The sequence below is a fragment of the Mycobacterium sp. NGS54 genome (genome assembly GCF_059812465.1).
Map to the genome: position 1 here is coordinate 558,319 of NZ_JCALCS010000003.1, position 18,420 is coordinate 576,738.

Sequence of the window (18,420 nt, forward strand, 5' to 3'; positions counted from 1 at the left end):
TTATTCGGAGCCACCGGCGCGCCGGACGGGCTCAGCCGAATGTGAACGAAAACACTTGCAGGCCTTTAGCGACCCGCATGTCCAGCTGGTCGCGGTGCGCGGTGTCGTCGGAGACGATCTGATGCAGCGTGGGCGGCCCGCCGATCGGTGTCGCGGTCGTCTTGCCGCCCCTTGTCGCGGTGATGGTGCCGGTGCCGCCGACGACGACGTAGACGCTCTTGCCGGTATAGTTGAGCCGGATGGCGGCGTCGTCGCTCTCGGCGGTGGCGCCCTGGTCGTCCAGCGTCCAGCGGCCGCGCAGCGCGAACCGGTCGTCGGGCAGCGTCGCCGGGTAGGCAAACGTGGCGGTGCCCGCCCGGTAGTCGCCGGCGCCGCCGTAGTTGACGGCCTTGCCGGCGCCCAGGTAGGTCTCCGGCGTGAGCCTGGTCCGCGGGGTGGCGTCCACCGCGTTCGTCGGGGCGGGCAATTTGACGTCCGGGTTGGCGGCGCTGAGCAATTCGCGGATCAGCTTTTCGGTCGTGTCGTAGTCGCCCTCGCCGAACTTGGTGTGGCGGATCGTCCCGTTGGCGTCGATGAGGTACTCGGCCGGCCAATACAGGTTCTGGTAGGCGTTCCACGTCGCGTAGTCGTTGTCCAGCGCGACGGGATAGGCGATGTGCAGCGCGGCGGCGCCGCTGGCCACGTTGGCGGGAACCCGTTCGAACGCGTACTCGGGTGTGTGCACCCCGATGACGACCAGACCGGCGTCGCGATACCGGTCGTACCAACCCACCGCGTGCGGGATGGCGCGCTGGCAGTTGATGCACGAGTACGCCCAGAAGTCGATCAGGACCACCTTGCCGCGCAGCGAGGCCAGGTCGATTGGCGCGCCGCCCGGGGTGTTGAGCCACTCGGTGATCCCCGTGACGGCGGGTGCCGGCCCGCACTGCTGCAAGGCCGCGGCGCCGTCGGTGCAGTCGGCCAGCTGGCCCTTCACCGCGCCGCCCAGCTGGTGGCGAATCTGGTTGGCCCCGATGTCTTTTTGCATCGCGGTGGTGTAGTCGGGGACGGCGCGCTGCAGCGCGGCGGGCAGGTTGAAGACCAGCGCCACGGCCAGCACGATCATCGTGATTCCGCCGGCGACCCGGATCACGTGTTGCCGGCGGCGGAATGCGGCGACGCGCTCGGCCAGGCGCCGCCCGGCCAGCGCGAAAACCAGCAGCGGCAGCGCGGTGCCGATCGCGAACGCCGCCGTCAACAGCAGCACCGGCGGCCCGATGGACGCGGTGCCGCCGGCGACGACGATGGCCGCCAGCACCGGCCCGGCACACGGCACATACAGCGCGCCCAACGTCAGGCCCAGCCCAAAACCGTTTCGGCTCAGGCTATTCGAGCCGAGCGAAGGCAGCGGGATGCGGGCGAACGGGCGCTCGATCAGGTGCGCCAGCGGCGGGAAGATCAACCCGAGGCCGATGAGTGCCAGCGTCACCAGCGCGGCCCAGCGGATCGCGTCCTGCGGCAGGTGCAGCGCCGACAGCAAAGCCGAGCCGGCCAGGGTGACCGCGCTGAAGCTGCAAACCAGCCCGGCGATCACCAGGTACGGCCGGGCCGCCGGGCTGCTGTCACGGGTGCTGCCGGCCCCGGAGAAGAACACCACCGGAAGCACCGGCAGGATGCACGGCGAGACGCCGGTGATCAGGCCGCCGAGGAATCCGATCAACGCGACGGTGGGCATGGCTGTTATTCGGAGCTGATGCGGCTACGGATCAGTCGCTGTAGGCCAGGGAGCGGTCCGGCGGATGGGGCTGCACCGGCTGCGACGGAAACCGCAGCGGGCGGGAGCGCACCCGCATCGGCCACCAGAACCAGCGGCCCAGCAACGCGGCGATGGACGGGGTCATGAACGCGCGGATGATCAGCGTGTCGAACATCAGGCCCAGCCCGATGGTGGTGCCCACCTGCCCGACGATCCGTACGTCGCTGACGACCATGGACGCCATCGTGAACGCGAACACCAGGCCCGCGTTGGTCACCACCTTGCCGGTACCGCCCATCGACCGGATGATGCCCGTGTTCAGACCGGCATGAATTTCCTGCTTGAACCGGGAGACCAACAACAGGTTGTAGTCGGAGCCCACGGCCAACAAGACGATCACGGACATCGCCAGCACCATCCAGTGCAAATCGATGCCGAGGATGTGCTGCCAGACGAGCACCGACAGCCCGAACGAGGCGCCCAGCGAAACCGCCACCGTGCCAACGATTACCGCGGCGGCGACCAGCGCACGGGTCAGGATCAGCATGATGATGAAAATCAGGCACAGCGAGGAGACTCCGGCGATCACCAGGTCCCACTTGGCGCCCTCGGAGATGTCCTTGAAGACGGCGCCCGTTCCGGCCACGTAGATCTTGGCGTCCTCCAGCGGGGTTCCCTTGAGCGACTCCTCGGCCGCGGTGCGGATCTTGTCGATGCTGGCGATGCCCTCGGCCGACGCGGGATCACCCCGATGCAGAATGATCATCCGCGCCGCGTGCCCATCGGCGGACAGGAAATTCTTCATGGCGCGCTGAAAGTCTTTGTTTTTGAACACTTCCGGCGGCAGATAGAAGGAGTCGTCGTTCTTGGAGGCGTCGAAGGCGTGGCCCATCGCCGTCGCGTTGTCGCTCATCTCGTCCATCTGGTCGAAGATCCCGGACATGGTGCTGTGCATGTCCAGCATCATGGTCCGCATGTTCACCATGGTCTGGATCATCGGCGGGAATTGGGCGACCATCTGCGGCATCAGCCGATCCAGGTCTTTGATGTCGCCGACCAACGTGTTGAGTTTCTCGTCGATCTGGTCCAGGCCGTCCAGCGCGTCGAATATCGAGCGAATCGACCAGCAGATCGGGATGTCGAAACAGTGCCTCTCCCAATAGAAGTAGCTGCGGATCGGCCGCCAGAAATCGTCGAAGTCCGAGATGCGGTCCCGGAGCTCGTTGGTGATCTGCTGCATCTGTTCGGTGTCGCCGACCATGCGGTGTGTGGTGCCGACGAGCTGCGTCATCAAGTCGTACATCCGCTGCATGTTGGCGATCGTCTTGGTCATCTCGTCGGCCTGCTTGACCATGTTGTCCATCTGATCGCGCTGGTATTTCATGGTCTGCGTCTGAGCGGCGTTCTGCATGCTCATCTGGAACGGGATCGACGTGTGGTCCATCGTCGTCCCGTCGGGCCGGGTGATCGCCTGGACGCGGGAGATCCCCGGGACCCGAAAGATACCCTTGGCCAACCTATCCAGCACCAGGAAGTCGGTCGGGTTACGCATGTCGTGGTTCGCCTGGATCATCAAGATCTCCGGCTTCATCCGGGCCTGGGAGAAGTGGCGATCCGCGGCCGTCAGGCCCGCGTTGGCGGGGATGGTGCTGGGCAGGTACTCGCGGTCGTTGTAGTTGGCCCGGTAGCCGGGCAGGGTCAGCAGACCGACGAGGGCGACGGCGAACGTGACCGCGAGGATCGGCAGCGGCCAGCGGACCACCGCAGTGCCGACCCGGCGCCAGCCCCGGACCCCGAGCTTGCGCTTGGGGTCGAAAATGCCGAACCGGCTGCCGACGGTGAGGATCGCGGGGCCCAACGTGAGCGCGACGAGCACCGCGAGCAGCATCCCCACCGCACACGGAATGCCGAGGGTCTGGAAATACGGCATCCGCGCGAAGCTGAGGCAGAACATCGCCCCGGCGATGGTCAGACCGGAGCCGAGGATGACGTGGGCCGTCCCGCGGTACATGGTGTAGAACGCCGATTCCCGGTCCTCGCCGGCATGGCGGGCTTCCTGATAGCGGCCGACGATGAAGATGCCGTAGTCCGTCCCGGCCGCGATCGCCAGCGAAGTGAGCAGGCTGACCGCGAAGGTGGACAGCCCGATGAGCCCGAAGTGCCCCATCACCGCGACGGCGCCCCGCGCCGCGGTCAATTCGAAACCCACCGTGATCAGCAACAGGATCACGGTGAGGATCGACCGGTAGACGAAGAGCAACACGATCAAAATCACCGCGACCGTCGTCAGCGTGATCCTGACCATCGACTTGTCGCCACTGTGGTGCAGATCCGCGGCCATCGCCGAGACCCCGGTGACGTACGCCCTGACCCCGGGCGGCGCGGGCACGCTGTTCACGATCTTGCGGACGGATTCGACGGATTCGTTGGCCAACGGCTCGCCCTGGTTACCGGCGAGATTGACCTGCACGGTCACGGCCTTGCCGTCGTTGCTCTGCGCGCCCGCCGCTGTGAGCGGATCGCCCCAGAAGTCCTGGATGCTCAGCACGTGCGCCTTGTCGTCGCGCAACTTGCGGATGATGGTGTCGTAGTACCTGTGGGCGTCGTCGCCGAGGGGCTGGCTACCCTCCAGCACGATCATCGCCGAGCTGTCGGTCTCGCCCTCGTTGAACGCGTGGCCGATCTGTTTCATCGCCACGAAAGACGGTGCGTCCTTTGGGCTCAACGACACCGACCGCTCCTGGCCGACCACTTCCAGCGACGGGACGAACAGGCTCAGGACGACGGCGACGCCCACCCAGAACAGGATGATCGGCACCGCGAGGGTGTGGATGGTCCGCGCGATGCGCGGCCGCTCGGGGTGGGTGTCGCGCGCGAATTCGGCGAATTTCGTGCTCACGCGGACTTCACCACGCAGAAGGTGAAGGCGTGGACCCCGTTGGAGATTCGCTCGGCCTTGACCACGTCGTCCACCGTGATGCGGCAGCCGATGCTGTCGCTATCGCCCCGCGCCGTGAGATTTCCCATCATGGCCGCCTTGTCGGTGGTGACGCGCAGCGTCCACGGCAGCGGTGCCCCGTCGATGCGCTGCGGGTCGGCGTTCACGTCGAAATAGCTGATGTCGGCGAGCGTTCCGGGCGGCCCGAACACCTCGTAGACAATCCGTTTCGGGTTGAACGGCTTGGGATTCTGCAGGTTGCTGTCGGCATACGATTCGCGCTTTTCCGAGCCGAAGTAACCGTGGACCCGATACACGATGAAGCCACCGACCATCACGACCGCCACGATGACCAGTGGAATCCACGTTCGGGACAGCACCTTGAAAATTGGAATCCCTTTCAGCGGTCGGTAGTTCTGCGTGCGGTCCGTCGCCGCCGAACGTGGTCAACTACGGATCGCCGTGCTGCGCCCGTCCGCCGATCCCGGTGAGAACAGCCAAGGCTTACCTAAGTAAATCACGGCCGAATTGTCGCCCGGTCCGGGACCGTTGACTCCTTCCCCTCGCGCCCTGGATTGTAACGCATATCACGTGCGTAACCGGAAATCGACTGCGAGCTGTGACCTGGGACAAATCACACGGCGTGCGTTATACAAATCACGCGATGTGCGTTATCCTCGCCCGATGGCGCAACTGACCTTCCAGCGCGCCCGCACGGAGGAGAACAAGCGCCAGCGTGCGGCGGCACTCGTCGAGGCCGCGCGGTCACTGGCGCTCGAGACGGGCGTCGCGTCGGTCACCTTGACCGCCGTCGCCGGTCGCGCCGGAATCCACTATTCCGCCGTGCGCCGCTACTTCACCTCGCACAAGGAGGTCCTGCTGCACCTCGCCGCCGAAGGCTGGGTGCGCTGGTCGACCACGGTGTGCGAGCAGCTCGGCGAGCCCGGTCCGATGTCACCGGCGCGGGTGGCCGAGACGCTGGCCAACGGGCTGGGGGCCGACCCGCTGTTCTGCGACCTGCTCGCCAACCTGCACCTGCACCTCGAGCACGAGGTGGAGGTCGAGCGGGTCGTCGACATCAGGCGCACCATTTCCGCGGCCGCCGTCGCGCTGGCCGACGCGATCGAGCGCGCGCTGCCGGCGCTCGGCCGGTCCGGCTCCTTCGACATCCTGATTGCCGCCTACTCGCTGGCCGCCGCCTTCTGGCACATCGCCAATCCGCCGGAGCGACTCACCAACGCCTACGCCGACGAGCCGGAGGTGCTGGTGCCCGAGTGGAACATCGAATTCCCGTCCGCCCTCACCCGGGTGCTCACGGCAACGTGCATCGGCCTCGTCACCGAGTCCCCGCGACCGAACAGGGAGGCATGAGCGCCATGGTTTGGCGAACTGCAACCGGTGCGAAGGATGTCGAGCTGTCCGGCCGCTCGGCGCCTGAGCCGAGGACGGAGCCGCTGATGAAGCAGGGCTCCGCCGGCAGCGAGGGCAACAAGGTCGCCCCAAAGCGCGTCAAGAAGAAGGGGTTGCTGGGCCGTTTCTGGCTGGTGCTCACAATCGTGGCCGTGGTCGCGGTGTCGGGATTCGTGGTGTACCGGTTGCACGGTGTCTTCGGCGTACACAAGGGTTCGTTCGGTGGTGGCACCTCGGGCGAGGTCCTCGACGAGTTCAACGCCAAGACGATCACGCTCGAGGTGTGGGGCTCACCGGGCAGCACGGCAACCGTCAACTACCTCGACGAAAATTCCCATCCGCAGCAGGCCCTCAACGTGCCCTTGCCCTGGAGCAAAATATTGAGTTCGACAAAGCCCGGCATCCCGGCAAACCTGGTGGCGCAAGGCGACGGCAGTTGGATCGCCTGCCAGTTCGTCGTGAACAACCACGACGGGCACGGTGACGTCATCAAGGCTCCGAATCGCTCGGATTCCAACGAAAACGTGAACCCCTTCGTCTACTGCTTGGACAAGTCCGCATGAGCGAGCCGGGCGTGGTTCCGCCGCGCGTCGATCAGCCGCTGATTCCGCCGTTCCTGCCGCGGATGATCCATCGGCTTGCCGTGCCGGTCGTCCTGGTGTGGTTGGGCATCGTGTTCGTCACCAACACCGCGGCCCCGCAGCTGGAGGCCGTCTCCAAGACCCACTCGGTGTCGATGAGTCCGACTGACGCGGCATCCTTCCAGTCGATGATGAAGGTCGGATCGACGTTCAAAGAGTTCAACTCCGACAGCTCGGCCATGATCCTGCTGGAGGGTGACAAGCCGCTCGGGCCGGAAGCGCACGCCTATTACGACGAGATCGTCAGGCGCCTTGAGCAAGACAAGAAACACGTTCAGCACGTGCAGGATTTCTGGAGCGATCCGCTGACCGCCGCGGGTTCCCAGAGCCACGACCAGAAGGCCGCCTACGTCCAGGTCTACCTCGCCGGCAACATGGGCGGCGGCCTATCCGCCGAGTCCGCCGACGCCGTCCGCAAGATCGTCAACTCGGTGCCCGCCCCGCCGGGGATCAAGGCGTACGTCACCGGCGCTGGTCCGTTGTTTGCCGACCAGTCCCACGCGGGCGAGAAGGGTGTCGCGATAGTCACCATGGTCACGATCCTGGTGATTTTTATCATGCTGCTCTTCGTCTATCGCTCGCTCGTCACCGTCGTGGCCGTGTTGTTCATGGTCTTCGTCGAATTGTTGGCGGCCCGAGGCGTCGTCGCCTTGCTGGCCAACAACGACATCATCGGACTCTCCACGTTCGCCAACAATATCTTGGTGATGATGGCGATAGCCGCCGGAACGGACTACGCGATCTTCGTGGTCGGGCGCTACCACGAGGCCCGCGGCCTGGGGGAAACCCGCGAACAAGCCTTCTACACCATGTTCCATAGCACCGCGCATGTCGTGCTCGGGTCGGGCCTGACGATCGCCGGCGCGATGTACTGCCTGAGCTTCTGCCGGTTGCCGTATTTCCAGTCATTGGGCGCACCATGCGCCATCGGCATGTTGATAGCGGTGCTCGCGGCCTTGACGCTGGGCCCCGCAGTGCTGACCGTGGCGTCATTCTTCAAGCTCATGGATCCGAAGCGCAAGCTGCAGACCCGGGGCTGGCGCCGCATCGGCACCGCGGTCGTCCGCTGGCCCGCACCGGTTCTCGCGGTGACCATCGGGATCGCACTGGTTGGTCTGCTCGCCCTGCCGGGCTACAAGACGGACTACGACAACCGCCACTTCCTGCCGGCAGACACCCCGGCCAACGTCGGTTATGCCGCCGCGGACCGGCACTTCGACCAGGCTCGGCTCAATCCCGAACTGTTGATGATCGAGACCGATCACGACCTGCGTAACCCGGCCGATTTCCTGATCCTGGACAAGGTGGCCAAGGCGGTGTTCCACATCCCCGGTATCGGACGGGTGCAGACCATCACCCGACCGTTGGGCACGCCGCTCGACCACAGCACCCTCGGTTTTCAGATGGGTGCACAGGCCGCAGGGCGGATCCAGACCCAGCACTATCAGGAAGAGCAGGCGGCAAACCTGCTCAAGCAGGCGGACGAGCTGAAGAAGACCATGGCCACGCTGCATGAGCAGATGCAGGTGACCCAGGACCTGAGCAACACGACGCACGAAACCACCAGGCTCACCAAGGAAACCGTGCAGATCACCGAGTCGCTGCGCGACGACATCGCCAACTTCGACGACTTCTTCCGGCCGATCCGCAGTTACTTCTACTGGGAGCGGCACTGCTACGACATTCCGGCCTGCTGGGCGATCCGGTCGATCTTCAACGCGCTCGATGGCATCGACCAGGTGGCGCAGAACATCGTGAACCTCAGCGCGAACCTGGACAAGCTGGATCAGATCCAGCCGAAGCTGGTGGCGCTGATACCGCCGCAGATCGAGAGCCAGCAGCACAACCTCGACACCGTCATGTCGAACTACGCGACCACCACGGGTCTCAACGAACAGGCGAAAGCGCAGTCCGACAACGCCACCGCCCAAGGCGATGCCTTCGACAAGGCCAAGAACGACGACACCTTCTACCTTCCGCCGGAGGCGTTCAAGAGCCCGGATTTCGCGCGGGGTCTCAAACAGTTCATCTCGCCGGATGGGCACGCCGTGCGCTTGATCATCTCCCATGAAGGCGACCCGGCGAGTCCCGACGGCATCAGCCACATCGAACCGATCAAGCAGGCCGTGCACGAGGCGATCAAGGGCACGCCCTGGGAGGGCTCCAAGGTGTACCTCGGCGGTACCGCCGCGACATACAAGGACATGCACGACGGCTCTGACATCGACCTGCTGATCGCCGCAATTGCCGCAGCCACACTGATTTTCATCATCATGCTGGTGATCACCCGAAGCGTCGTGGCGGCCGTTGTCATCGTCGGTACGGTGTTGCTGTCACTGGGTGCCTCGTTCGGACTCTCCGTGCTCCTATGGCAGTACATCCTGGGCATGAAGTTGCACTGGATGGTGCTCGCGATGGCGATCATCCTGCTGCTGGCGGTCGGCTCGGACTACAACCTGCTGCTGATCTCGCGGTTCAAGGAGGAAATTCACGCTGGGCTCAAGACGGGGACGATCCGCGCGATGGCCGGTTCGGGCTCGGTGGTGACCTCCGCCGGTCTGGTGTTCGCCGCGACCATGGCCACGTTCACGTTCAGCCCGCTGCTGATTATGGCTCAGTTTGGCACGACGATCGCGCTGGGTCTGTTGTTCGACACCTTGATCGTGCGGTCGTTCATGACACCGTCGCTGGCCACCCTGCTCGGGCGCTGGTTCTGGTGGCCGCAGCACGTGCGACCACGGCCCGCCAGCACCATGCTGCGGCCGTACGGACCGCGTCCCGCCGTGCGCGAGCTGATCCTCAGCGGCGTCGAGGAGCGCCCGGCGGGCGGGGTGGTGCAACCGCGCTGATCTTGTGTGCGGGTTCAGGCGTAGGTGCGCAGCTGCACCATCTTGCGCATGACGTCGGAGAGCTTGTGCACCGGCGCCCCGCACGTCAGGCAGTAGCCGCCCGGGCAGCGGTTGATCCGGTCGACCTGCGCCAGCACCTGAGTCTTGAGCCGGCGCAGGCAACCGATGCACAGGATCTCGACGACGTTGCCGGACGGGTCGAGGTTCGGCCGGTTGCATTGGTCCACGGCGTGCCGGTACACGATGTGCGTTGCGCGGTTGGTGCAGCCGCCCTCGGCCTGGCAGGTGATCTCCTGCCAGTCCAGCGTCGCCAGCGCGTCCGACTGGGGGTCTACCGCGCTCATCGCGTCCCCGAGGGGTCGCAGCATCCCGGCATGCGCATGATGTCAATCCTGTAAAAGGTGGTCGAGCGAACCGGTGTCCCCAATTGCGCGGAATACCAGTCAAGAACTATTGATTTGTCCCCAAAAGCGGGGAAATAAACGATTCCCGACAGTCGCCGAGTTTAAACCGGCGCGTGAATAAAGGCCAGAGTGGATCTAGGACCAGTTCCATACCGACATGTCGCCGGGCGGGTACTGGTTGCACACGTCGGTGGCCTTGGCGACGACGCCCTTGTTGTTGAAGAAGATCTTCATGTGATTGACCCAGGCGAAGGTCAGCGGATCGCCGTTGTAGAAGTTTTCGGAATAAGTCCTGCGGTCCGCCGGCGACAGCGAGTAAAACCAGTGCGCCTTATCGATCGTCGCCTGCTGAAGGTTGGCGTGGTTGTTGAAGTCGATCATGTACCGCTGGTAGTAAACCGGGCTGGTGTCCCGGACGGCCGCCAGGTACTGCTCGGCGTCGCAGGTGGTCTCGATCTGCCGGCGTGGGACCGGGAAGTCTTCCGTGGAATCGGCCGCGGCCGTCTTCGGGAAGGTCGCAGCCGCAATGCTCATGGCTACCAGGAAAGCAACAAAGACAACGCCTGCGCGCAGGCCGGAACTCAGCCGAGACATAGTCGTTACGGTAGCACTTTCTCCGGCCGCGGTGGGGGCCCCGGGGCATATTCGTAGTCCATCTCACTATCCATCGCGATCAGGCACTATGACGTGGCGAGGATCCGGCCGCAGCTCCGGCGGGGCCTGGCTGTAATCGCCGAACGGGCCGTCGCGGCGCTCGACCGCGGCGCGCACGCCCTGGGTCTGGGCGGTGTTGATGAAGTCGAGCGCGTCGGGGGTGTTGCGCATCAGGCCGTCGAGGATGCCGCCCAGCATCTGCGTGGAGGCCAGGCCCATGTTCTCGTAGGCCTGGTTGACGACCAGCTTCTGCGCCCGCAACTGCGACAACGGGATTCGCGCCAGCTCGGCGGCGATCTCGGCGACGCGCGCCTCGAGCCGCTCGAACGGCACCGCCTCGTTGATCAGCTCGACCTCGGCGGCCTGGACGCCGGTCAGCGGCCTGCCGGTCAGCGAGTGCCACTTGGCCTTGGCCAGGCTCAGCCGGTAGAGCCACATGCCGGTCAGATACGCGCCCCACATCCGGCTGTACGGGGTGCCGATCACCGCGTCGTCGCTGGCGATCACGATGTCGGCACACAACGCGTAGTCGCTGGCCCCGCCGACGCACCAGCCGTGCACCTGCGCGATCACCGGTTTGGATGCGCGCCAGATGGCCATGAACTTCTGCGTCGGCCCGGTCTCGCGCGCGGTGACCATCGCGAAGTCCTTGCCCGGGTCCCACTGGCCGTCGGTCATCATCGCGTCGCCCCAGTGCTGGAAGCCGCCGCCGAAGTCGTAGCCGCCGGAGAAGGCTCGGCCCGCGCCGCGCAGCACGATGACCTTGATCTCGTGGTCGCGTTCGGCCAGCCCGATGGCCGCCTCGATCTCGTCGGGCATGGGCGGGACGATCGTGTTGAGGTGCTCGGGGCGGTTCAGCGTGATGGTGGCGACCGGGCCGGCCGTGCGGTACAGCAGGGTTTCGAAATCGGGCATGGCTTCCTTAGGGGTCGGGCTGGCGGTTCTCCGGCGACGAGGCATAAATTCGCCCGCCGATCTTCAGGTACGGCGTCGTCAGGTAGGCCGAGAAGGCGACGATCGCGGAAAAAATGGCCGCGACGACGACGGCGTTCGGCCAGATTTGGCCCACCCCGGCGGCGAACGAGACGATGCCGATGATCGAGGTCGCCCAGTAGAACCGCCGGCCCGGTCGGCGTTCCTTGATGAATCGGTAGCGCGCCTGCGCGGCCCCCACCGCGATGAATATCAAACCGGTCGCCAGCAGGGTGAGTTCGATGCGTTCGGTGGCCGCCACGCGACGATCCTATGGCCGGCCGAGGCGCGCCGCCCCGAACCGGCCCCCACAGCCGGGGCCGCTAGCATGTCCAACCAGGTGGGGGTGGGAAGGTCTGCCAGTGGGCGGGGCGGCGTTCGAACGTAACCGGCTGCCCAGGTTGATCGGCCAGGGAGCAATGGGCAAGGTGATCGCGGCGGCGGCGGCCGTCGCGTTGGCGCTGGCGCCGTTGACCGTGGCGGCCACCACACCCGGTGTGGCACACGCGGCTCCGTGCGCCGGCGACGGGTCAAACCCCGCGTCCTGCCAGAACTGCCTGGCGTACGTGGAGGAGTACCACACCGCGAACGTGTGCTACGACGCCGCGCCGGCCCGGCCCGCCCAGCCGTCCCCGAGCAGGGTGCCGGTGTGGACGCCGGAGCCGCTTCCGGTGGAACCCGCGCCGCCGGTGCAACCGCCCCGCGCCGTTCCGCCGAGCCCCTCGACCCCCACCACGGTTGCGGTGCAGACCCCGAAACTGCCACCCGGCGCGGCGGGCAACGCCTCGGTGGTGGCGCCGCCGAAGGGCCTGGACGCGCCGCCGAACGCGGTCACGGACGCCAAGGCCGCACCGGCGACGCGGATCAACCCCGCCAGCCCCCTGGAGCCGCCGAGCCAGGTGTACGACTTCAATCGCCAGGTGCAGAACGTGGTCGACGCCCACAGCGGCAACGTCGACCTGATCAAGGCCGACAACCGGGAGTTGGTGCGCCCCCGGCATTGGGACTACGTCGACTACGACGACGACCACCGCCCGGCCCTGTTCAACCCGCTCAGCGAGGCGATGACCTTCCGCTACTTCTACGACGGCGCCTATCGGGAGGCGTTCGTGCCGGCCGGGGGCCGTATCGTGCTCGACGCCGCCACGACCGGCGTGGTCCCGTTCACCGCGGTCGGCTACAGCCATGTCGTGTCGGGCAGCTTCTACGGCGGGGCCTGGATACCGCCGGCGGGGTCGAGCGGCCCGCCGCCGCCGAACTACACGCCGCCGGCGCCCCCGGAGGTGTACCAAGACGTCGCCGCCGATGTCGTCGCGGCCAACCAGACCGTGGCGGTCGGCCAAGTGGTGGTGCTGGGCCACGACGCCGGCCAGCCCGCGGGCAGCCAGGACAGCTTCCTGCTCGACGACTCGACCCTGGCCTGGGGTCAGGTGAACGATCCCAGCAGCCCGGCCCAGATCAGGGTGACCAGGACCCAGTCGCTACCGGGCGCCGGGCCGACCGACAACGGCAGCTACCTGGTGGCGCTGGCCGCTCTCAAGGCGCCCGCCCAGCACGCCGAAGCCTGGTGGCCGTCCGCGCTGAGGTACGGGGGCCTCGCGATGGCGGTCGTCGTTGTCGCCTGGCTGATCGGTCGCCGGAACCGGCGCGACGATCAGATCTAGGGGTGGTTGACGCAGAACGCCACGCACATCGCCGAGACGGGAATGGACACCCATTGCGTTTGCCCGTCAGCCTGGCGCTCGCAGTAGATCGGGCCGGGATTGCCCCACACTTTCGCGCCCTCCGGCGCGCATGGCTTCCCAAGGTCGGTATCGGCGTGCGCCGGGCCACTTCCCAGGAGGATCGCGATGGGAGCGACGGCCGTCAACGTCGCCACGCCGATGAACCTCAGTGCTCGCATGATGCACGCCTTCCTCGACAAAATCAGTTAGATCACCTTAGATCTTAGTCCGGCCGACAGCGTGCGCCACAGGAAGGAGAAGCTGAGCGCCGACTTGAACGCGACCTGTTCGTTGTCGGCGGCGCCGGCATGCCCGCCCTCGATGTTCTCGTAGTACCAGACCGGGTGGCCCGCGGCCTGCAGGGCGGCCGTCATCTTGCGGGCGTGGCCCGGGTGCACCCGATCGTCGCGGGTGGACGTGGTCATCAGCACCGGCGGGTAGTCGCGGGCCTGCGAAATGTTCTGGTACGGGGAGTATTCGGAGATGAACGCCCAGTCCTCGGGGTTGTCCGGATCGCCGTATTCGGCCATCCACGACGCCCCGGCCAGCAGCAGGTGGTAGCGCTTCATGTCCAGCAGCGGCACGTCGCAGACCAGCGCGCCGAACCGCTCCAGGTATTGGGTCAGCATGATGCCCATCAGCAGCCCGCCGTTGCTGCCGCCCCGGGCGCCCAGCTGCGCGACGGTCGTGACGCCGCGGTCCACCAAATCGGTTGCCACCGCGGCGAAGTCCTCGGCGACCTTGTGCCGGTTCTCGCGCATCGCCTGGGTGTGCCAGCCGGGCCCGTACTCCCCGCCGCCGCGGATGTTGGCCAACACGTAGCTGCCGCCGCGGGCCAGCCACAGCCGGCCCAGCACGCCGCTGTAGGCCGGCGTGTTGGCGGTCTCGAATCCGCCGTACCCGCTCAGCAGCGTGGGACCGGGGCCGTCGGCATCGCTGCGCCGCACGACGAAGTACGGGATCGAGGTGCCGTCCTCCGAGGCGACGAAATGCTGTGACACGGACAGGTTTTCGGCGTCGAAGAAGGCCGGGGCCGATTTGATCGGGTCGAGCGGCCCCTCGCCGGTGCCCCGCATCAGGCGCGACGGCGCGAGGAACCCGCTGGAATCGAGGAAGAACTCGTCGCCCTTGTCGTCGGCCGCGACGACGACGGTGTTGGTCGCCGCCGGGATGCCCGCGACCGGCTCGCGACGCCAGTCACCTGGGGTGACGATCTCCACCCGGCTGGCCACGTCGGCCAGCGTGACCATCAGCAGGCGGTCCTTCGTCCACGCGTAGTGGTTCAGGGCGGTGTGCTCGTCGGGCTCGAAGATAACGTGCAATTCCGCTGTGCCCGCGAGGAATTCGTCGTAGTCGGCCGCCAGCAGCGAACCCGCGGGGTATGTCGCGTCGCCGATGTACCAATCCGTGCGCAGCTCGATCAGGATCCACTCGCGGTGCATCGACAGGCCCGCGTCGGTGGGCGCGTCGATGCGGATCAGCTCCGGGCCGCGCAGCTCGTAGACCTCCTCGTTCCAGAAGTCGAGCGCCCGGCCCAGGAAGGTGCGCTCGAAGCCCGGCGTCCGATCCACCGAGGCCGAGACCCGGACGTCGGAGCGGGCGCCCTCGAAGACGGTCTGTGCCTCGGCCAGCGGCGTGCCGCGCCGCCATCGCTTGATCACGCGCGGGTAGCCGGACTCGGTGAGCGAGTCGGCACCGAAGTCGGTGCCGACCAGCACGGTGTCGATGTCGGCCCAGGCGACCTGCGACTTGGCCTCGGGCAGTTCGAACCCGTCGGGGACGAATTCGCGTGTGAGCATGTCGAATTCGCGCACGACCGACGCGTCCGAGCCGCCGCGGGACAGGCCGACCAGCGCCCGGGTGTGGTCGGGTTCGATGACACCGGCGCCCGCCCACACCCATTTCGTGTCGTCGGCCCGGCCCAGTTCGTCGACGTCGATGAGCACGTCCCACTCCGGCGAAGCGGTGCGGTAGCTGTCCAGCGTGGTGCGGCGCCACAGCCCCCGCGGGTTGGCGGCGTCGCGCCAGAAGTTGTAGAGGTGTTCGCCGCGGCGGACCACATACGGGATGCGGGCATCCGTGTCGAGCACCTCGAGGGCCTCGGCCCGCATCCGCTCGAACCGCTCGTCGCGGAACTCGGCCAGGGTGGGCTCGTTGCGCGCGCGTACCCAGGCCAGCGCGTCGTCGCCGGTCACGTCCTCAAGCCAGAGGTAGGGGTCTTGGGAGCTCGTCATGGCAGCCATTCTGTCCCCGGCGGTAGTGTGAGGTGTGTTACACAGGGTCGAACGAGGAGCGGGCAGATGACTGTTTTCGCACGTCCGGGCGCCGCCGGAGCGTTGATGTCGTACGAAAGCCGGTACGAGAACTTCATCGGGGGCCAGTGGGTCGCCCCCGCGGGCGGCCGCTATTTCGAAAACCCGACGCCGGTGACCGGCCAGACCTTCTGCGAGGTCGCCCGCTCCGACGAGGCCGACATCGACAAGGCGCTGGACGCCGCGCACGCGGCGGCCCCGGCGTGGGGCAAGACCGCGCCCGCCGAGCGGGCGGCGATCCTGAACAAGATCGCCGACCGGATCGAGGAGAACACCGCCGCGCTGGCGGTGGCCGAAGTCTGGGACAACGGCAAACCGGTCCGCGAGGCGCTGGCCGCCGACATCCCGCTGGCGGCCGACCATTTCCGGTATTTCGCGGCGGCCCTGCGCGCGCAGGAGGGTTCGCTGTCGCAGATCGACGAGGACACCGTCGCCTACCACTTCCACGAGCCGCTCGGGGTGGTGGGACAGATCATTCCGTGGAACTTCCCCATCCTGATGGCCGCGTGGAAGATGGCGCCGGCGCTGGCCGCCGGCAACGCGGTGGTGCTCAAACCCGCGGAGCAGACGCCGGTTTCGGTGCTCTACCTGATGTCGCTGATCGGTGACCTGTTACCGGCCGGCGTGCTCAACGTCGTCAACGGCTTCGGCGCCGAGGCGGGCAAGCCGCTGGCGTCGAGCAACCGGATCGCCAAGGTCGCGTTCACCGGCGAAACCACCACCGGGCGGCTGATCATGCAGTACGCCTCGCAGAACCTGATCCCGGTCACGCTGGAGCTCGGCGGCAAGAGCCCCAACATTTTCTTCTCCGACGTGATGGCCAAGGGCGACGACTTCTGCGACAAGGCGCTGGAGGGCTTCACCATGTTCGCCCTCAACCAGGGCGAGGTGTGCACCTGCCCGTCGCGCAGCCTGATCCAGGCCGACATCTACGACGAGTTCCTCGAGCTGGCCGCGATCCGCACCAAGGCGGTCCGGCAGGGCGACCCGCTGGACAGCGAGACGATGCTGGGCTCGCAGGCGTCCAACGACCAGATGGAAAAGATCCTGTCCTACATCGAAATCGGCAAAAACGAAGGCGCGCAGGTCATTTGCGGTGGCGAGCGTGCCGAGCTGGGCGGCGACCTGGCCGGCGGCTACTACATGCAGCCGACGATCTTCGGCGGCAACAACAAGATGCGGATCTTCCAGGAGGAGATCTTCGGGCCGGTGGTGGCGGTGACGTCGTTCACCGACTACGACGACGCGATCTCGATCGCCAACGACACCCTCTACGGCCTGGGCGCCGGCGTGTGGAGCCGCGACGGCAACACCGCCTACCGGGCCGGACGCGACATCCAGGCCGGCCGCGTGTGGGTCAACTGCTACCACGCCTACCCGGCGCACGCCGCGTTCGGCGGGTACAAGCAGTCCGGCATCGGCCGGGAGAACCACAAGATGATGCTCGACCACTACCAGCAGACCAAGAACATGCTGGTGTCCTACTCCGAGAAGGCGCAGGGATTCTTCTGATGGTCGCTGGTGCCGTGATCACCGCCGGGGCCGCGGACCTGCTGGCGCGCCTGCAGGAGCGGCACGGCCCGGTGATGTTCCACCAGTCCGGCGGCTGCTGCGACGGGTCGTCGCCGATGTGCTACCCGTGCGGGGATTTCCTGGTCGGCGACCGCGATGTGTTGCTCGGCGTGCTCGACGTCGGGGACGGCGTGCCGGTGTGGATCTCCGGCCCGCAGTACCAGACCTGGAAGCACACCCAGCTGGTCATCGACGTCGTCCCCGGGCGCGGCGGCGGGTTCAGCCTGGAGGCGCCCGAGGGCGTGCGGTTCCTGTCCCGCGGTCGCGTCTTCACCGACGAAGAGCAGGCCGAGCTGGCGGCCGAACCCGTCATCACGGGCGCCGCCTACGAGCGCGGCGAGCGCCCGGCGGCGCGCGGGCGCGTGGTGGCCGTCGACGCCGGATGACGGCGCTACCCTCGTCAGCGTGATCCCCCTCCCGCGCCCCCGGCTGTTGGCCGGCGCCATGCTGATGGGCTGCGCGGTCGGCGTGCTGGCCGGGGTCGCGCTCACCGTGTCGGTCCACGCGAGGATCCGGCCCGACGTCGTCATCGCACTGGTGCTCGGGACTCCCGCCGGGCTCGGCCTGCTGACGGTCCTGTTCTCGGGGCGCCGCTGGGTCACCGCGCTCGGCGCGTTCATCCTGTCGCTCGGGCCGGGCTGGTTCGGCGTGCTCGTCGCGCTGCGGGTGACCTCCGGTGGCTGACGACGAGGACACCGGCACGCAATCGTGGGTGCCGGACTTCTCCGACGACGATGACGATGCGACCGGTCCGCGGCCGGCCGAGGAGGCCGAGCCCGCCCCGGACGTCAAGGAGGAGGCCGCCGAGGAGGATGCCGTGGCCGACGGCGGCGGCCTGCCGGTGCAACCGGTCACCGTGCCCGGCCGCTACCAGTACCTGCGGTGGTGGCACCTGGTTCTGGTGCTTTTCGGCGGGTGGATCATGGCGGGCGTGGGCGGGCTCGGGCTCTTCTATTGGTGGTATCACTCGATCGACAAGACGCCCGCGGTGTTCACGGTCCTGGTGTTCGTCGTGGCCTGCGCGGTGGGCGGCGTGCTGCTTGCGATGGCGGAGGGCAGGCCGCTGGTCTCCGCGCTGTCGCTCGCGGTGATGTCGGGGCCGTTCGCCTCGGTCGCCGCCGCGGCGCCCCTGTACGGCTACTACTACTGCGCCCACACCGGCCACTGCCTGATCGGCGTCATCCCGTACTAGCCCATTAGGGTAGGGCT

Annotated in this window: 17 protein-coding genes; 8 read left to right on the forward strand and 9 right to left on the reverse strand. The window is 67.0% G+C overall.

All coding sequences use genetic code 11. The features are described 5' to 3' along the window. Positions 1–31 precede the first annotated feature (31 nt). The 3 genes from AC5Y5E_RS11580 to AC5Y5E_RS11590 are packed head-to-tail and all read right to left on the reverse strand — an operon-like array spanning position 32 to position 5,053. Positions 32–1,714, reverse strand: a complete 1,683-nt coding sequence (locus AC5Y5E_RS11580) for a cytochrome c biogenesis protein DipZ (RefSeq protein WP_499903117.1) — start codon at positions 1,712–1,714, stop codon at positions 32–34. A 31-nt stretch (positions 1,715–1,745) separates the two neighbouring features. After that, on the reverse strand, positions 1,746–4,634 hold the full coding sequence (locus AC5Y5E_RS11585) for an MMPL/RND family transporter (RefSeq protein WP_499903118.1): 2,889 nt from the start codon (positions 4,632–4,634) through the stop codon (positions 1,746–1,748). Continuing rightward, on the reverse strand, positions 4,631–5,053 hold the full coding sequence (locus AC5Y5E_RS11590) for an MmpS family transport accessory protein (protein WP_499903119.1): 423 nt from the start codon (positions 5,051–5,053) through the stop codon (positions 4,631–4,633). The genes AC5Y5E_RS11585 and AC5Y5E_RS11590 overlap by 4 nt, the downstream gene beginning before the upstream one ends. Positions 5,054–5,339: 286 nt before the next feature. Here AC5Y5E_RS11590 and AC5Y5E_RS11595 point away from each other — a divergent pair, with 286 nt between their 5' ends. The 3 genes from AC5Y5E_RS11595 (at position 5,340) to AC5Y5E_RS11605 (ending at position 9,573) form a co-directional block, all read left to right on the forward strand. After that, positions 5,340–6,044: a TetR/AcrR family transcriptional regulator gene (locus AC5Y5E_RS11595; protein ID WP_499903120.1), complete on the forward strand. Its 705-nt coding sequence runs from the start codon at positions 5,340–5,342 to the stop codon at positions 6,042–6,044. 86 nt (positions 6,045–6,130) lie between these two features. Next, positions 6,131–6,646: an MmpS family transport accessory protein gene (locus AC5Y5E_RS11600; protein WP_499903121.1), complete on the forward strand. Its 516-nt coding sequence runs from the start codon at positions 6,131–6,133 to the stop codon at positions 6,644–6,646. Next, the gene (locus AC5Y5E_RS11605) at positions 6,643–9,573 is read left to right on the forward strand and encodes an MMPL/RND family transporter (RefSeq protein ID WP_499903122.1); all 2,931 of its coding nucleotides are present in this window, start codon (positions 6,643–6,645) and stop codon (positions 9,571–9,573) included. Before AC5Y5E_RS11600 ends, AC5Y5E_RS11605 begins: the two co-directional genes overlap by 4 nt. Before the next feature lie 14 nt (positions 9,574–9,587). On the opposite strand, the gene AC5Y5E_RS11610 is transcribed toward AC5Y5E_RS11605, so the two are convergent. From AC5Y5E_RS11610 to AC5Y5E_RS11625, 4 genes are all read right to left on the reverse strand, one after another. Beyond that, complete coding sequence (locus tag AC5Y5E_RS11610; RefSeq protein WP_499903123.1) at positions 9,588–9,941, reverse strand: hypothetical protein; 354 nt, start codon at positions 9,939–9,941, stop codon at positions 9,588–9,590. Between the two features lie 171 nt (positions 9,942–10,112). After that, positions 10,113–10,571 carry a DUF5078 domain-containing protein gene (locus AC5Y5E_RS11615; RefSeq protein ID WP_068181455.1) on the reverse strand — a complete coding sequence of 153 codons (459 nt, stop codon included), beginning with the start codon at positions 10,569–10,571 and terminating at the stop codon, positions 10,113–10,115. A gap of 66 nt (positions 10,572–10,637) precedes the next feature. Then, positions 10,638–11,546, reverse strand: coding sequence for a crotonase/enoyl-CoA hydratase family protein (locus AC5Y5E_RS11620; RefSeq protein WP_499903124.1), 909 nt, complete (start codon positions 11,544–11,546; stop codon positions 10,638–10,640). Positions 11,547–11,553: 7 nt separating this feature from the next. Next, on the reverse strand, positions 11,554–11,865 hold the full coding sequence (locus AC5Y5E_RS11625; protein WP_499903125.1) for a hypothetical protein: 312 nt from the start codon (positions 11,863–11,865) through the stop codon (positions 11,554–11,556). Between the two features lie 157 nt (positions 11,866–12,022). Between AC5Y5E_RS11625 and AC5Y5E_RS11630 the strand changes: the two genes are divergently transcribed. Next, on the forward strand, positions 12,023–13,267 hold the full coding sequence (locus AC5Y5E_RS11630; RefSeq protein ID WP_499903294.1) for a hypothetical protein: 1,245 nt from the start codon (positions 12,023–12,025) through the stop codon (positions 13,265–13,267). On the opposite strand, the gene AC5Y5E_RS11635 is transcribed toward AC5Y5E_RS11630, so the two are convergent. Both AC5Y5E_RS11635 and AC5Y5E_RS11640 read right to left on the reverse strand, forming a co-directional pair. Next, positions 13,264–13,506, reverse strand: a complete 243-nt coding sequence (locus tag AC5Y5E_RS11635) for a hypothetical protein (protein WP_499878862.1) — start codon at positions 13,504–13,506, stop codon at positions 13,264–13,266. The two genes, AC5Y5E_RS11630 and AC5Y5E_RS11635, sit on opposite strands and share 4 nt — an antisense overlap. 27 nt (positions 13,507–13,533) lie before the next feature. After that, positions 13,534–15,570, reverse strand: a complete 2,037-nt coding sequence (locus AC5Y5E_RS11640) for a prolyl oligopeptidase family serine peptidase (protein ID WP_499903126.1) — start codon at positions 15,568–15,570, stop codon at positions 13,534–13,536. A gap of 57 nt (positions 15,571–15,627) precedes the next feature. Here AC5Y5E_RS11640 and adh point away from each other — a divergent pair, with 57 nt between their 5' ends. The 4 genes from adh to AC5Y5E_RS11660 are packed head-to-tail and all read left to right on the forward strand — an operon-like array spanning position 15,628 to position 18,403. After that, entirely contained in the window at positions 15,628–17,151 is a 1,524-nt protein-coding gene (adh, locus tag AC5Y5E_RS11645) for an aldehyde dehydrogenase (RefSeq protein ID WP_499903127.1), read from the forward strand. Beyond that, positions 17,151–17,597 carry a DUF779 domain-containing protein gene (locus tag AC5Y5E_RS11650; RefSeq protein WP_499903128.1) on the forward strand — a complete coding sequence of 149 codons (447 nt, stop codon included), beginning with the start codon at positions 17,151–17,153 and terminating at the stop codon, positions 17,595–17,597. The genes adh and AC5Y5E_RS11650 overlap by 1 nt, the downstream gene beginning before the upstream one ends. A 19-nt stretch (positions 17,598–17,616) precedes the next feature. Next, a complete protein-coding gene (locus tag AC5Y5E_RS11655) occupies positions 17,617–17,895 on the forward strand; it encodes a putative holin (RefSeq protein WP_499903129.1) in 279 nt (92 codons plus the stop codon). Beyond that, complete coding sequence (locus AC5Y5E_RS11660) at positions 17,888–18,403, forward strand: hypothetical protein (RefSeq protein WP_499903130.1); 516 nt, start codon at positions 17,888–17,890, stop codon at positions 18,401–18,403. Before AC5Y5E_RS11655 ends, AC5Y5E_RS11660 begins: the two co-directional genes overlap by 8 nt. Positions 18,404–18,420 lie beyond the last annotated feature (17 nt).

Coding starts and splice junctions, on each gene's coding strand:
- AC5Y5E_RS11580 (WP_499903117.1), bottom strand. CDS start 1,714: ATGCCCACCGTCGCGTTGATCGGATTCCTCGGCGGCCTGATCACCGGC.
- AC5Y5E_RS11600 (WP_499903121.1), top strand. CDS start 6,131: ATGAAGCAGGGCTCCGCCGGCAGCGAGGGCAACAAGGTCGCCCCAAAG.
- AC5Y5E_RS11605 (WP_499903122.1), top strand. CDS start 6,643: ATGAGCGAGCCGGGCGTGGTTCCGCCGCGCGTCGATCAGCCGCTGATT.
- AC5Y5E_RS11610 (WP_499903123.1), bottom strand. CDS start 9,941: ATGCTGCGACCCCTCGGGGACGCGATGAGCGCGGTAGACCCCCAGTCG.
- AC5Y5E_RS11615 (WP_068181455.1), bottom strand. CDS start 10,571: ATGTCTCGGCTGAGTTCCGGCCTGCGCGCAGGCGTTGTCTTTGTTGCT.
- AC5Y5E_RS11620 (WP_499903124.1), bottom strand. CDS start 11,546: ATGCCCGATTTCGAAACCCTGCTGTACCGCACGGCCGGCCCGGTCGCC.
- AC5Y5E_RS11630 (WP_499903294.1), top strand. CDS start 12,023: ATGGGCAAGGTGATCGCGGCGGCGGCGGCCGTCGCGTTGGCGCTGGCG.
- AC5Y5E_RS11635 (WP_499878862.1), bottom strand. CDS start 13,506: ATGCGAGCACTGAGGTTCATCGGCGTGGCGACGTTGACGGCCGTCGCT.
- AC5Y5E_RS11640 (WP_499903126.1), bottom strand. CDS start 15,570: ATGGCTGCCATGACGAGCTCCCAAGACCCCTACCTCTGGCTTGAGGAC.
- adh (WP_499903127.1), top strand. CDS start 15,628: ATGACTGTTTTCGCACGTCCGGGCGCCGCCGGAGCGTTGATGTCGTAC.
- AC5Y5E_RS11650 (WP_499903128.1), top strand. CDS start 17,151: ATGGTCGCTGGTGCCGTGATCACCGCCGGGGCCGCGGACCTGCTGGCG.